Genomic DNA, 14,153 nt, shown 5'->3' with positions numbered 1-14,153 from the left:
TCGCTTCGGCACCGTAGCAACGATAAAGCTGAACGCCATACATTTCCCCAGGGTGCCTTTTACGTTTCGCGATGTGAAAACCGCGCATACGGGCGAATATGCGCTTATTAGCTGGCATTTCGACAACTAAAACCACAAAAAATACCTGATTCTTGCAAGGGAAATTTCATGGAATCTCAAAAAAACCTTCCTAGTATCGCTATCTCGGTGCGGACCGATATCCAGTGACTTTGCGATCGATTATCACGAGGGCCAACAATGCCTCTGCTCTATCGCGAAAACCTAAAACCGAAGCCACTGGATCCCGGCCTGCGCCGGGATGACGATAGGAGAACCGAGGCATTCGGAGCCTTCTTTTACTCGCTAGACACGATTGTGTCCTGACTTATCTAAGCCGACCACCTACGCAAACGTATGCCGCAGCACCGGCGCCAGAATGGTGCCGATCAAGAGCACCAGAAAGATCATCGCGGGGACCCAGTTGAGCTGAGCCCGTATCTCCGCGATCACATACGGATCCTTGAACCACGCAATCGTGTGGTTGTACACCGTGATCACCAAAATCAGCATGATCAGCAAAAACGCGTAACCGAGCCAGAACATGCGCGACACGATATTGTCGGTCAACACGACCTCCGGAAAACTCGCCGCCACCGTAAACTGAAGTGCGATAGTGGCGAGCGCAGCGCCGCTCAGCATGGTCGTTTTTTCCACCACACTGTCGACCTTCAGCATCAGCACGATCAGCGGTGAGATCATGATGAACAGGTAGGGCAAGAATATTTGCGGCGCATATTGCAAAGTATTGCGCGTCGCAAGGATTTTTACGGTGAGATGCTCGAAGCTCGTACCATCCCAGCCAATACGGGTAGAGCGCTCGGGGGACAAGCCAGTCAAGGTCCATTGAGCCAGATGCACAGAGCGATCGATAACCGACGCGGCCTTTCCACCCGAACCGTAAGACAGGGTAAGCAGGTCGCGATAGTAGCGGTCCGATGCGATATCGATCGGGAATGCCTGGCGATCGAATGGAAAATCAAAATAGTCACTGCGTATATAGAAGCCGCCGTTGACGGTAGTGATGACGCTGACCGTGCCGTCGGGCCGAATTTCCACACCGACCTCCGGCGTTCCCGTCGCACTGATCTGGTTGGTGAGAATGATATGGGGATTCCAGTGTGTATCGAGGAACTGCCTGGCGTCCGTATCGGTGTGTACGATCTCTTCCGCACCCAGCTTGATCGGATCGAACGCCAGGCGGGGATCGCGCCAGGTTTGGTGAAACTCCACGGTCGCGTACAGCGTATTGAGGTTCTCCTTGATGCCCTGGACGTCCAGAATGGAGAGTGAAACGCTAACCGGCATCGGACGGGGCGCGTTATCAGGCATTTCCTTTATGTTTGCTGCCCTACTCGTGGACGCGGACATCAGCGCCAGCAGGAAGCTGGCAGCGATAACAAAGTCCTTGCCAAGCGAACCCATCACGGTTTCCTTGCAGCAAGTTCGGCAAGCGCGCGCAGCTTCAGGCGCAATCGATCGGCCACCTGAAACAGCCCGCCCACTTCGTCGTTGCGGCCAGCTATGGCCAATGGCGTGTCTTCGTCGCCCTTTTCCAGCGCCTGCAACTTACTCAGCAGATCAGTGATCGGGCGAAGCAGCAGGCCATTGAAAATCACTACCACGGCGCCGAAGGAAACAATAAAGCCCAGCAGCATACGCAACACCGCCAGACGCACGGCATCGACAAACTCGGTGTTCAGGCCGGCGAAACTTCGGGTTGCCACCACAAAGCCAATTTGCTGCCCACTGAAATCCATCAACGGCATCGTCAGCACACCATATTCGACACCATCACGCATTCGGGTCGTGGTTCGATTGCCACGCGTCGGCGTAAGTTCTTCAGCCGTCACAAGCGCGCTTGTGACATCCCAATCCGTGGAGTACACCGTGCGATTCCCATCGATAAGCTGATCCCGAGCAGGCATGAACTCCTTGTCGTTCTTGCGCGCCTTGTTCCATAGGTCTTCGTTAATCAAGGTCGCCAACTGCGTATCAGTCAGCGTGCCAATCTGCTTGAGCAACGCCTGAAAATCCGACGCATATTCAACAACACCAATAAGCCCGGCATCGTCTTTGATCGGCGCTACGGCGCGCACGGCCAACCCTACAGGGCCAAGCTCCAGACCACGCTGACTGATGCCATGCAGGTTGGCTGCAATGATCATGGGCCGGGTGTCGCTGAAATCCGTCTTGGGCATCGCCGGATTCTCGACAAACAGCAATGCCTGGGCGGGCGGCGTGAAGAACTGGATGATGGTTGCGCCATAGATGGCCTTCATGCGTTCGAACATCGGTTGCAGACCCTGCTGCAGCGCTGATCGATCGCCAGCACGGAAAGCTTTCGCCACCCACGGCTGATCCGCAATGATTTCGGCTGCGCCTGCGGAAATCAGCTCACGATCCTGCAACGCCGATGTCGTGATCTTCGCTACGTTGGCCAGTTCGTTTTCCTTGGCCGCATTGAGCGAGTGACGCTGCGCCGCCACGGCGAATATGAAATTCATGGCGAATACGGCCGCAAGGACAATACTCGCGATAACCATGACGCGTCGACGCAGGGACATAAAAACCTCCTGAAACGAAGGCAACCCACCGCCATAGCCTGAGCATTATCTAATGCCCCCGCTCTTTGCGCGGGCTGGATACTACGCCATGAATGAATATTACGTCACGATTGAGAGGCGCAGCCCCAAATGGCACGCCCCCGTCCATTCCCCTCCTATTCCCACTATGCGTGCAATCAGCCGGCAAAAGCTGTTACCTGCGCCCCATAATCCGTTCAAAACGGGGACATAATGGTTCTAAACGGCTAGATGCCGAACCTCTCCAGTAGAAAGTCGATCGCGCTCCGCAACTTTGCCGTGGGGCGGTGATCCTGGGTATACACCAGGTACATCGGCGACGGTGCCAGCGACCAAGCGGGCAATACCGGCAGCAAACGGCCGGCAGCGAGATCGTCGGCCAACACAACCTCCGGCTGCAGCACGATACCTAGCCCACGCAAGGCCGCCATGCGCAACGCATCGCCATGGTTGGCGGTAAATCCGCCTTGCACGGCCACATCACGGACGTCTCCACCAGGACCGACTAGTCGCCAATGATCATGGCGACGCCAGTACGACAGGCCCAGGCATGCGTGCTCACTGAGCTGCTCGGGTCGCTGCGGCGAACCATGGCGGTCCAGGTAGGCAGGTGCAGCCGCCATCATCCTGCGATAAGGCTTGAGCGGGCGCGCCACCAGCCCCGGGCCATTGATCTCGCCAATATGGATACCGAGTTCGTAGCCATCGCCGATCAAACTATCCGTGCCGTTATCAAGCGTCAGATCCACCTGAACGTCGGGATGTGCAGCCATGTAATCGGCCAGCGCCGGCACCAGGCTATGACTGCCGAAACTCACCGGCGCCACCATGCGCAGCAGACCACGCGGACTGGCCTGCAACTCGGCGGCACTGGCATCGGCCAGCTCGATCTCGGCAAGCGCTTGCTTGCATCGCTCGTAGTAAAGCCGCCCCACATCGGAAAGTTGCTGGCGGCGTGTGGTGCGGTGAAGCAGCCGTGCATTCAAACGCTGCTCGATGGCCTGGATATGCTTTGCCACCATGGTCGCCGATACCTGGCTGGCCTCGGCGGCGGCGGCAAAGCTGCCGCACTCCACCACCTGCACAAACATTTCCATGCCCGCCAGCTTGTTCATGATTGCAAACCTATAGGTTGGTTATGTGCAAAATCATGGCAAGTTTATCAACGCCAGGCCCACGCGCATCATGCCCTCGCCACCCCACTTCCGGGGTATCCATGAGAGCATCACCATGCCCATCCTACGTCTTGAAATGCATCCCGGCCGCACGCTGGAACAAAAGCGCAGCTTCGTGCAGGAAGCAACCCGCGTCGCCGTGGAAACGCTGAAGTGCCCGCCGGAAAGCGTCGATATCGTGATTACCGAAGTATCACGCGACGCATGGGCCAAGAGCGGCAAACTACTTTCTGACGGGTGACTGCAACAACCACGCCCGTGATCAGAAACACGAAGGCAAGGACGAGTGCCACCGCCGCTGACAAGGCCGCGACGGTGGCAACAGACCCAAACTAGTTGGCGCCCTGAGCCACCTCGCCCGAGCGAGGCACCACCGTAATCGTCACCTTCGACGGATGCTCACCGTCGTGATGCACGGCATTGTGTGCGATCACGCCCTTGACCTCGTCGTAGTTGTTTCCACCCGTATTGAGGTTGCGATCGAAGCGCGGGAAATTGCTGCTCGATATGGCAACGCGCAGGCGATGTCCGGCGAAGAAATAGTTGCTGGTATCGATCGGCTGGAAAGTCACCTTGTAGACCTTGTCCGCTTCCATCCATGCCAGCGGCTTGTCGTAGCCGTCGCGATAGCGCATGCGCTGGATGTTCTCGGTGATGTTGAACGCACGCCCATCCGGATAGACGTCCATGATCTTGAAGGTGAAGTCGGTGTCCTTCGCACTCGAAGATACATACAGGGTGACGGTGATGGGGCCGCTGACTTCGGTACCTTCCTTGAAGGGCTCGGAGTTGTAGACCAGAATGTCGTTGCGGGCGAGTTGCGGGTTTTGGTCGTACGAGCCGAACTTCACCGCATTGCCCTGGCAACAGCCGCCACCGCCGAAGGTGGGCACCGGGTTGGCCGGGTCGTACACGAACTGATCGGGATGATCGGCCGCGTCCGGCGCCGTGGTCAGGCTACCGTCGCCATAGAGCGTATTGGCCTTGCCCTGGCTGCTGAGGAAGAACTCCTCGGTCTTCGCACCCACCGGCGGCCAGGTTGGCGATTTGCGCCACTTGTTCTCGCCCATAACGTAGTACATCACCTTGGGCTGTTTTTCGAGGATGCCGTTGTCCTCGCCTTTCAGAAAATGATCGAACCAGCCATAGACCAGGCTGTCGTAATCGAAGCGCGCATCGCCAACGCTGAGGTCGCCGATCATGGTGTCCTCCGTGGCACGCGTATAGGCGCAATGCAGCACCGGTGCGATCACGGCGTACTGCTGATCGGCAATGGCCTTCGGCGCGTGGCTGCGCACGTAGTTGTAAGCAGCCAGGTTCGGCGATACCGAGACATCGAACCAGCTCATGAACCACAGGCCCGGCTTCTTCACCGGCATGGTCTCGTTCCACAGGCCGCCCTTGGTCCAGGCCGGATCGTTCGGCGCACGCGCGATCATGTTGCCGCCCGTCGCCACCGGCATCTTCGTATCGAAGATGCCCGGCGGGCCGCCGACCGAACGCATGATGTCGTTCTCGGGCAGATGCCAGAACGCTTTGTCCCAATCCACCGGTGGCGATTGCGCATCCAGGTCGAACATGCGCGAGACGCGGATCAGCTCGGCCTGCGAGGTATTGGCCGGGAACATCGGGCGCACCTGGTTCTGCTCGTCGTACAGCCAATCGATAAAGAGCATCTGCACCGCGCCACCGCGATACCAGTTGCCCTGTTCGTAATACGGCCCGACTTTGCCTACGCCGGCGCCGAAGCCTTGCACGTTGAAGGTGGCGAGCCCCGGATCGTCCTGCGCCACGACGGCCATTTGCCATTCCGCGGTCGACGAGCAGCCCGTGGTGCCCACCTTGCCGTTCGACCACGGCTGCGAGGCGAGCCATTTGATCTCGTCCGAACCGTCGGTCAACGGCGGCCCGAGAATGTCGTATTCGCCTTGCGAGAAGTAATGGCCGCGCTCATTCATCTGCACATAGGCATAGCCATGCTTCACTGCCTCCAGTTCCCTGGTCATATCGCGCGGCGCGCCGAGCTTCACGTCCCAGAAATTGAAGTTATAGGGCGTACGCGAAAAAATAATCGGCACTTTGCCCGTCGCATGCTTCGGCCGATAGATATCGGCAGCCATCAGTTTGCCGTCGCGCATTTTCACCATCACCTTGCGATCGATGATGGCGATCTGCTCAAGCTGCTTTTCGAGATCGTTGCGTTTGGCGATGAGTTGCTGCTGCGGATCGGGGCGTTGCTGTGCGGCGGCCGGAACGGCGGCAAGCAAGGTGAGCATCGCGCCGGCAAGGCACGTACGGAGGTGCATGGATGACATGAGGTTCTCCCTGGATACCTGTCGAGTATGTGACTTTGGGCAGGGAGGGGAACATGACTAATGGCAGGGGCGGCATTCGCAGGAAAACGCGAGGCGAAGCCTTCCTACGTCACGGCTTGTAGCAACTGGAGTCGCCGTTGCACAAACTCAGGTGGGCTTTGGAGTCTCCGGCCACATAGCCATCAAGCCGGGCGTTCCGAAGCAGGCCCTGATACGGGCAATGGATGCACGCCGCCCTCACGACGAGGTTTGACGCTTGATGGCACAGACGGTGCCACTCGACCCAACGTGATGTTCTTGCAGGCGCGCACTTCTCGATTGGAGAACGTCCATATCTCTCCAGTTTCGGTAATGAATACCGTCCAGTACAGATCGCTTTCCGGGCCATAGTCGACCAGGAAGTGAGCAAAGCCTTCGCCCTTGGGCGTATTCAATGGAAGAGGTGGATTGAGTTGCAGCATGGCCATGGCTCTAACGGGTTTGACTTTATCAGGCAACGACAACCGTCGATTGAGAGTGAATGTCGGCCGGACCGCTATGTGATGGCAGTCATCCGATACTTTTCACCGATTGCGCGCGTTGCTCCGGGCATGTTCTAACGCCACAACACGGAAACGTAGCGATGAGCCAAAACGATCACGACATCAAAGTCATCAATGGATTGATTGCCACTACGATCGACAGCGTCAATGGCTACCAGGAAGCAGCCAAAGAGGCAGACAGCGCCACGTATCGCGATCTGTTCCAAAGCTGGGCTACCGATCGCCGGCAAGTGGCAACAGGCTTGCAGCAGTTGGTGTCCTCGTTGGGCGGCAAGCCCGAGGACGACGGTACGGCGCTGGCATCGATCCACCGCAGCTTTGTCGACCTGCGTGCATCCATGAGCAAGGGCGACAAAGCCGTCGTCGACGAGGTCGAACGCGGGGAAGACCATATCAAGGCCAAGTACGAAGACGCCTTGAAGGACGACAAGCTTGCCCCGGCCGTGCATACCGCTGTGCAAGCAGCGTTTACTTCCGTGCGACAAGGCCACGATGAGATGCGCCAGTTGAAGCACGGACTTGAAGGCAGGCAATAACGAGTAGCGCCATCCATGAGCGGCCACCAGGCCGCTCTATCTTTGCGCTTAAAACTTACTCAATTGCAGCGGACACATCGTTAACGAGATGTACGAGTCCCTTGATGTCGTAGTTCGGCGGATCGACCGTGGTACCCAGCCGGACGATGACCAGATGTTTCGAGGGCACGATCACGATGCGTTGCCCTTGGGCACCCGATGCCATGTACGCACCTGGCGGCATCCCTTCGATACGCGCATGGGTGTCGCCTGCCGCCGCCACGTTAGTCCAGAAACCGGCACCGTAGGGACTATCGAGTGTCGGGCTGCTCGAATAGACATCCCATTGCGGCGGAAGAATGCGTTGACCGTTCACCACGCCGCCGTCGAGATAGAGCTGGCCGAAGCGGGCCCAGTCACGCGCCGATGCGTAGACACGGGTCGATCCAACCATGGTTTGCGCGCCGTCGAATTCCATCAGCACATGGCGCATGCCAATCGGATCGAACAACTCCTTGTGTGCGAAACGGATCAGTCCCGCGGCGCCACCAGCGACGTGGTCACGTATCACACCTGCAACGAGCAGCGTGTTGCCGCTGGTGTATTCCCATGTCTGGCCAGGCGTTGCCTTGAGTGGAGCCTCGGCCGCGTACGCGGCCATGTCGTGCATACGGAAAAGCATGATCGATACCGGGTCGAATCCGCTGTCCTCCTCGGCAAGCGAAAGGCCCGACGTCATGCGCATGAGTTGATCGAGCGTGATCCGGTGACGCATGTCGCTCGAATCCTTCCATGCCCCGATGGGTGCCGGCGCATAGATATCGAGCTTGCCCTGCTTCACCAGGATGCCCACCAACGCATTGACGACGGACTTGCTGACGGAAAAGCCCAGTTGCGGTGTATCGGGGCCGAATCCTCCGGCGTATTGCTCGGCAACGATGTGCCCCTCGTGCAAAACCACAATCGCATGCACATAGCGGCGTGGACCCGTCGCCGGCTCCTCGAACGCGCGCGCCAATGCATCGCCGATGGCGGGACTACTCGGCGTTACAACGACTTCCGTTTCAGCCACCGGACTCGCCGCATCGCTGGCAGCCTGCAAGGTGGCGGCGTCGGGCGTTTGCCAGGCTAATGCACAGCCATAGGAGGGATAGTAAGTGGCAACGTTTTCAAATCTTCCGTGCCAGTCGGTAGTGATGCGGCGATGGACTCGATCCACTGAATAGTGCAATCCAGGCCGTAGCAAGGCCAGGCCCTTGTCCGCGGCGAAGTTCTCGGCAAAGACACGATCCGGCGCGAGTCCGGAAACAAACACGCCAGAACAGAGGACGTCCGAAATACTCGCCGTGCCGACGCGAATCGCATGGTCGGGGCGCTTCCAGATGAACAGTCCCGCAAGGACAAGCACCACGATGCAAAGCGCGCGGACTGCGATCGACTTCCTCGATATGGCCACCCACGCCCCCTTTCCTTTTGTGGGTTCGCCCCCGAGCCACGAGGCCCGGGGGCGAGCAGACGCACATATAACGTCTTAGCCGCGCTTCTGTCCAATCGCTTCCAGTTCGGCAAGCACGTCGTCCGAAAGCACCAACTCGGCGGCCGCCAGGTTTTCCTTCAGATGCTTGATAGACGACGTGCCGGGAATAAGAAGTATGTTGGGCGCGCGTGCGAGCAACCATGCAAGGGCGACCTGCATCGGCGTCGCATCGAGCTTTTGCGCGACCGCGGACAAGGTCTCGGACTGGAGCGGCGAGAAGCCACCAAGCGGGAAGAAGGGAACATAAGCGATGCCCTTCTGGCCGAGCTCATCGACCAGCGCTTCGTCATGCCGGTGCACGAGGTTGTACTGGTTCTGCACGCAGACCACGTCGGCGATGCGCTGCGCCTGCGTCACCTGCGCGGAGGTTGCGTTGCTCAGACCAAGGTGTCGTATCAGGCCCTGCCGCTGCAACTCCGCCAGCGTCGTGAACTGCTCCTCGATCGACCCTTCGCTGGGCGCGTGCACGTTGCCCATGATGCGTAGATTCACCACGTCCAGCACGTCGACGCCGAGGTTGCGCAGATTGTCGTGCACCGCACGCGTCAGGTCGGCGGGGCTTTGTGCCGGATTCCATGACGCATCGGCACCACGCGTCGCGCCCACCTTGGTCACGATCACCAGGTTCTGTGCATAAGGATGCAGCGCTTCGCGAATCAGCTGGTTGGTGACATGCGGTCCGTAGAAGTCACTGGTATCGATGTGATCCACGCCGGAAGCCAGTGCCTCGCGAAGCACCGCAAGCGCCGCGTCGCGATCTTTCGGGGGGCCGAACACGCCTGGACCAGCCAGCTGCATGGCGCCATAACCCAGTCGGGTCACTTTGCGGTCACCCAGCGAAAAACTTCCCGACTTCTTAAGGTTGCTCATAGGGACTCCAGGAAAGGAACGAACGGAATGGTGCCAGGGGTGGACTATAGGCACTTACCAGCCGCACGATAATCCGATGAAATCGGCACAGGTTGTGCGGAAGATCGAACAATGGCAACAGATCTCCAGGATCTCTTTGCATTTCTGGCCGTGGTGCAGGCGGGCGGCTTCCGCGAGGGAGCGCGCGCCAGCGGCACCTCCGCCTCCAGCCTGAGCGAGGCCGTGCGGCGCCTGGAAACGCGTCTTGGCGTCCGGCTGCTCAACCGTACGACTCGCAGTGTCTCGCCGACCGAGGCGGGCGCTCGCCTGGCCGAACGGCTTGTGCCCGCCCTGGGTGAAGTGGAAGCCGCGCTGGATGTCGTCAACAGTTTCCGCGACCGACCGACGGGGACGCTCAAGCTCAATGTACCGGCTACCGTCGCCCGTCTTGTGCTTCCTTCGATCGTCACGCCGTTCCTCAGAGCCTATCCGGAGATCAAGCTTGAAGTGATCGTGGAGGATAGCTTTGTCGACATGCTCGCGGCCGGTTGCGATGCCGGCGTTCGCTACGACGAGCGGCTCGAGCAGGACATGATCGCCGTGCCCCTCGGCCCGCGCTTTCAGCGCTTCGCTACCGCGGCATCTCCGGATTATCTCCGCGCCAGGGGGCGCCCCAAGCACCCGCGCGACCTACTGGACCACGCCTGCCTGCGTGGGCAATTTGCCAGCGGCGCCATGCCTGTCTGGGAATTCGAGCGCGATGGAGAGATCGTACGCGTGGACCCTGCCGGGCCACTGATCGTTCGTCTGGGCGCCGCAGTGGATCTGGCCGTCGACGCAGCCATCAACGGCCTGGGCGTGATCCATTTGTTCGAGGAGTGGTTACGCCCACACCTGGACAGTGGCGCACTCGAGCCGGTATTGGAACCGTGGTGGCAGACGTTTACAGGTCCGTTCCTCTACTACCCTGGCCGCCGCCACCTACCTGCCCCGTTGCGGGCATTTATCGATTTCATTCGATCGCGGTGATCGCAGCAGGCGCGGCTATCTGGCCCGATTCGTTGCCAGATCGACACGCCAGCTATCGAGCAGGGTGCGCGTTTGCGCGAGCACGCTCGATTTGAGCAAGGCACCTTTGGCCGCGTCGATCTCCTTCCACCCGAGCGCATCGAGGCAGGCTCCGGGAGGATGGTAGAACGGCATGATCTGACCCTTGAGGGTAAGCGACCGGATGCGCGTAACAGGATCATTCACACCCAAGCCGGTGATGCGCGAAAGCAGTGACAGCATGGCCTTGTTCAGCGGCCGCTTCAGGCGTCGATCGAGCAGCTTGGAGGCGACATGGGCCTCTTCGTCGCCAAGTTCCCGCGCAACGAAGAGCCGTTTTTTCGACGCATGCGGTTGCGAAAGCACACTGTCCAGCATCACCCCGAGAATGCCGAGGTAGGCATCGATCAGTGCATCCATGGCGCCATCGGCCTTCAACACCGCATTGGCCTCCCGCATGGCCGGCGCGAAGCGATCCCTGAGATCGTTGGTGATGTACTCGGCGCATGCCTGGTACAGGCCTTCCTTGTTTTCGAAGTAATACTGCAACGCCGGCGCATTGACCCCGGCGGCAGCGGCGATATCGCGCGTCGATGCACCGGCAAAACCATGTTCGCCAAATAGCCTCACCCCCGCGTCGATGATGCGTTGACGCGTCTCGTCGCCACGCGCGTAACCGCCTGCCGATGGGCGACGTGGCCGTTTGGTTGGAGTCATGCGTTTGCTCTCATACGGGTTGTCTCTCCTGCTTGCCGGCCAAGGATAGCACTTGACAAAAATATTCCAGTCGGAATAAATATTCCACCTGGAATACTTTCGGACTACTACGCATGCCCGCTACGACCGGAACCGCATCGGCCGCCGATGCCTCCAAAGGTGCTGCCGCCCCGCCGGCTCGCCCGTCCAAGATACGTCGCTTCCTCCTGCCGGCCGGCGTTGTGCTGGCTATCGCAGCCGTAGTGGCCCTCGTTTACTGGTGGCTCGTAGGGCGCTTCATGCAAAGCACGGACGACGCTTATCTGCAGGCCGACAGCGTCATCGTCGCCCCGAAGGTCAGCGGCTATGTCACCGACGTCTACGTCGGCGACAACGTCGCGGTAAAGGCCGGCGATCCCCTGGTGCGGCTGGATAGCCGCCAGTACCAGGCCACGCTGGATCAGGCCAAGGCCACGATCGATGCGCGCAAGGCGGATATCGAACGCGCCCAGGCGGCCATTCCGCAGCAACGGGCCGCTATCGAGCAGGCAAAAGCGCAACAACAGGTGGCGACAGTAAACATTCGCCATGCCGAAGACGAAGTACGCCGTTACGGGCCACTGGCAACGACCGGCGCCGAAAGCGGCGATCAACTGTCGGTCCTGGTCACCAACCGCGACCAGGCGCGCGCGACACTTGCCGCCGACACGGCAGCGCTTGACCAGGCCCAGGGACGAATGGCCGATCTCGACGCGCAGCTAGCCCAGGCACGGGCGCAACTGGAAGTCGCACAGGCATCCGAGCGGCAGGCACAACTGGATGTGCAGGACACCTTGATTCGCAGCTCGCTCGACGGACGTATCGGAGACCGCACAGTCCGCGTCGGACAGTATGCGCAACCGGGCACGCGGATGATGACCGTCGTGCCGGTGCAGAGCATCTATCTCAATGCCAACTTCAAGGAAACCCAGGTCGGCCGGATGCGCGCGGGCCAGCATGCGAGCTTGCATGTGGATGCGCTGGCAGGCGCTGACCTCCATGGCGTGGTGGACAGTTTCTCGCCGGGCACGGGTTCGCAGTTCGCGTTGCTGCCGCCTGAAAACGCGACCGGCAACTTCACCAAGATCGTGCAGCGTGTACCGGTGCGCATTCGCATCGATACCGATGAGCAGACACGCAAGCTGCTGGTTCCGGGCCTGTCGGTGACCGTGGAAGTGGATACGCGTCCGGCAGGCAACAGTCATGGCTGAGACGGGCGCCATGCCTGCAAGCCACCCCGAGCGCGCCAGTGCCGCGGACTGGATCGCCGTGGCCGCCGGTTCACTCGGCGCATTGATGGCAACACTCGATATCTCCATCACCAATTCCGCGTTGCCACAGATCCAAGGTGAAATCGGTGCCACCGGCACGGAAGGCACCTGGATCTCGACCGGCTACCTGATGTCGGAAATCGTCATCATTCCGCTGGCCGCATGGCTGACGCGGGTGTTTGGCCTGCGCAAATTTCTGCTGGGCGGCGCGGCGCTGTTTATCCTGTTCTCGATGATGTGCGGCATGTCGCATACGTTGACGGCCATGATCATCGGCCGCATCGGCCAGGGCCTGACCGGTGGCGCGATGATCCCGACCGGCCAGACCATCATCCGCAGTCGCCTGCCGATGTCGCAGCTGCCGATCGGCATGACGATCTTCGGCTTGATCGTGCTGCTTGGCCCGCTGCTGGGACCGGTGCTGGGCGGCTGGCTCACGGAGAACATCAGTTGGAGCTGGTGCTTTTTCATCAATCTGCCGGTGTGTATCGGCCTGATCGCCTTGCTGTTGCTCGGACTGCCGCCGGATCACCCGCAATGGGATGCGCTCAAGCAAGCCGACTGGCTGGGCATCGTCGGACTCTCGGCCGGCCTCAGCTCCTTGACGGTCGTGTTGGAGGAAGGTCAGCGCGAACGCTGGTTCGAATCGGACATGATCATCTGGCTGAGTCTATTGTCGCTGGCAGGCATGGTGCTGATCGCGATTTCGCAGTTCACCGCCAAACGGCCGGTGATGCGCCTGAGCCTGCTGGGCAATCCGCGATACGCCAGCGTCATTCTTATCGTGCTGGTGGTCGGCGCGGTGTTCTATTCGGTCATCTACCTGATACCGCAGTTCCTCGGCTTGATCGCCGGATACAACGCGGAGCAGTCAGGCTGGGTGATGCTGGTATCGGGCGTACCTGCGTTTCTCATGATGCCGTTGCTGCCACGTCTGCTAGGCAAGGTCGATTTCCGGATCATGGTGATCACCGGCCTGATGTGCTTCGTGGTGAGCTGCATGCTGGATATCCACCTGACGGCACAAAGCGTCGGCGATGATTTCTTCTGGTCGCAGCTGGTCCGCGGCGCCGGCCAGATGCTTGTGTTCATGCCGTTGAATCAGGCGTCGATGGCAGCGGTGAGCCGGGAGGAAGCCGGAGATGCCGCCGGCGTCTACAACATGGCGCGCAATCTCGGCGGCTCGATCGGGCTGGCCGTCATCGGCACTGTGATCGACCGGCGCAATACGTTTCATGTCGCGACCATCCGGGAATCGCTGACGGCCAACTCGGTACTGGGCCAGGATCGTCTTGCCGCCAACGCAGCCGGCTGGTTCGCGCGAACCGGCGACATGGCCTACGCGAAGATGCGCGCGCTTGGCCAACTTGCCCTGCAGATCCAGCAGCAGGCGGCAGTGATTACCTATTCGGAAGTTTTCTACGTACTCGGCATTGCGCTGCTGTGCTGCATCCCACTCGCGTTGCTGTTGAAGACGCCGAGCTATGGCGCGCCGGCACCCGCTGCAGGCCACTAAGGATGTCAG

General features: G+C 60.0%; 13 protein-coding genes. 5 read left to right on the top strand and 8 right to left on the bottom strand.

Annotation, left to right across the window (positions count from 1 at the left end; translation table 11 throughout):
* Window positions 1-402 precede the first annotated feature (402 nt).
* The 3 genes from ACZ6WW_RS18520 to ACZ6WW_RS18510 form a co-directional block, all read right to left on the bottom strand.
* The gene (locus ACZ6WW_RS18520; RefSeq protein WP_465275489.1) at window positions 403-1,482 is read right to left on the bottom strand and encodes a ligand-gated ion channel; all 1,080 of its coding nucleotides are present in this window, start codon (window positions 1,480-1,482) and stop codon (window positions 403-405) included.
* Window positions 1,482-2,624, bottom strand: a complete 1,143-nt coding sequence (locus tag ACZ6WW_RS18515) for a cache domain-containing protein (protein ID WP_465275488.1) — start codon at window positions 2,622-2,624, stop codon at window positions 1,482-1,484. Before ACZ6WW_RS18515 ends, ACZ6WW_RS18520 begins: the two co-directional genes overlap by 1 nt.
* A gap of 245 nt (window positions 2,625-2,869) precedes the next feature.
* Entirely contained in the window at window positions 2,870-3,757 is an 888-nt protein-coding gene (locus ACZ6WW_RS18510) for a LysR family transcriptional regulator (protein ID WP_465275487.1), read from the bottom strand.
* A gap of 70 nt (window positions 3,758-3,827) precedes the next feature.
* Here ACZ6WW_RS18510 and ACZ6WW_RS18505 point away from each other — a divergent pair, with 70 nt between their 5' ends.
* On the top strand, window positions 3,828-4,058 hold the full coding sequence (locus ACZ6WW_RS18505; protein ID WP_465275529.1) for a 4-oxalocrotonate tautomerase: 231 nt from the start codon (window positions 3,828-3,830) through the stop codon (window positions 4,056-4,058).
* A 91-nt stretch (window positions 4,059-4,149) separates the two neighbouring features.
* On the opposite strand, the gene ACZ6WW_RS18500 is transcribed toward ACZ6WW_RS18505, so the two are convergent.
* Together ACZ6WW_RS18500 and ACZ6WW_RS18495 are read right to left on the bottom strand one after the other, a co-directional pair.
* Complete coding sequence (locus ACZ6WW_RS18500) at window positions 4,150-6,132, bottom strand: CocE/NonD family hydrolase (protein ID WP_465275486.1); 1,983 nt, start codon at window positions 6,130-6,132, stop codon at window positions 4,150-4,152.
* 182 nt (window positions 6,133-6,314) lie between these two features.
* Window positions 6,315-6,599, bottom strand: coding sequence for a hypothetical protein (locus tag ACZ6WW_RS18495; protein ID WP_465275485.1), 285 nt, complete (start codon window positions 6,597-6,599; stop codon window positions 6,315-6,317).
* Window positions 6,600-6,754: 155 nt separating this feature from the next.
* Between ACZ6WW_RS18495 and ACZ6WW_RS18490 the strand changes: the two genes are divergently transcribed.
* Window positions 6,755-7,210: a PA2169 family four-helix-bundle protein gene (locus ACZ6WW_RS18490; protein WP_281849655.1), complete on the top strand. Its 456-nt coding sequence runs from the start codon at window positions 6,755-6,757 to the stop codon at window positions 7,208-7,210.
* A 55-nt stretch (window positions 7,211-7,265) separates the two neighbouring features.
* On the opposite strand, the gene ACZ6WW_RS18485 is transcribed toward ACZ6WW_RS18490, so the two are convergent.
* Together ACZ6WW_RS18485 and ACZ6WW_RS18480 are read right to left on the bottom strand one after the other, a co-directional pair.
* Window positions 7,266-8,645 carry a serine hydrolase domain-containing protein gene (locus tag ACZ6WW_RS18485; protein WP_465275484.1) on the bottom strand — a complete coding sequence of 460 codons (1,380 nt, stop codon included), beginning with the start codon at window positions 8,643-8,645 and terminating at the stop codon, window positions 7,266-7,268.
* 75 nt (window positions 8,646-8,720) lie between these two features.
* Complete coding sequence (locus ACZ6WW_RS18480; protein WP_465275483.1) at window positions 8,721-9,596, bottom strand: aldo/keto reductase family oxidoreductase; 876 nt, start codon at window positions 9,594-9,596, stop codon at window positions 8,721-8,723.
* Window positions 9,597-9,707: 111 nt separating this feature from the next.
* On the opposite strand from ACZ6WW_RS18480, the gene ACZ6WW_RS18475 reads away from it, so the two are divergent.
* A complete protein-coding gene (locus tag ACZ6WW_RS18475) occupies window positions 9,708-10,604 on the top strand; it encodes a LysR family transcriptional regulator (protein WP_465275482.1) in 897 nt (298 codons plus the stop codon).
* A gap of 15 nt (window positions 10,605-10,619) precedes the next feature.
* On the opposite strand, the gene ACZ6WW_RS18470 is transcribed toward ACZ6WW_RS18475, so the two are convergent.
* Complete coding sequence (locus ACZ6WW_RS18470) at window positions 10,620-11,339, bottom strand: CerR family C-terminal domain-containing protein (protein ID WP_465275481.1); 720 nt, start codon at window positions 11,337-11,339, stop codon at window positions 10,620-10,622.
* A 113-nt stretch (window positions 11,340-11,452) separates the two neighbouring features.
* Here ACZ6WW_RS18470 and ACZ6WW_RS18465 point away from each other — a divergent pair, with 113 nt between their 5' ends.
* Both ACZ6WW_RS18465 and ACZ6WW_RS18460 read left to right on the top strand, forming a co-directional pair.
* On the top strand, window positions 11,453-12,568 hold the full coding sequence (locus ACZ6WW_RS18465) for an HlyD family secretion protein (protein ID WP_465275480.1): 1,116 nt from the start codon (window positions 11,453-11,455) through the stop codon (window positions 12,566-12,568).
* Window positions 12,561-14,144 (top strand): MDR family MFS transporter, encoded by a 1,584-nt coding sequence (locus tag ACZ6WW_RS18460; RefSeq protein ID WP_281849661.1) that lies wholly within the window; start codon window positions 12,561-12,563, stop codon window positions 14,142-14,144. The genes ACZ6WW_RS18465 and ACZ6WW_RS18460 overlap by 8 nt, the downstream gene beginning before the upstream one ends.
* Window positions 14,145-14,153: the final 9 nt, after the last annotated feature.

The sequence above is a fragment of the Dyella sp. NPDC103356 genome (genome assembly GCF_055584465.1).
Note: the sequence above shows the minus strand (reverse complement) of the source record. Positions and strands in the feature narration are given on the sequence as shown.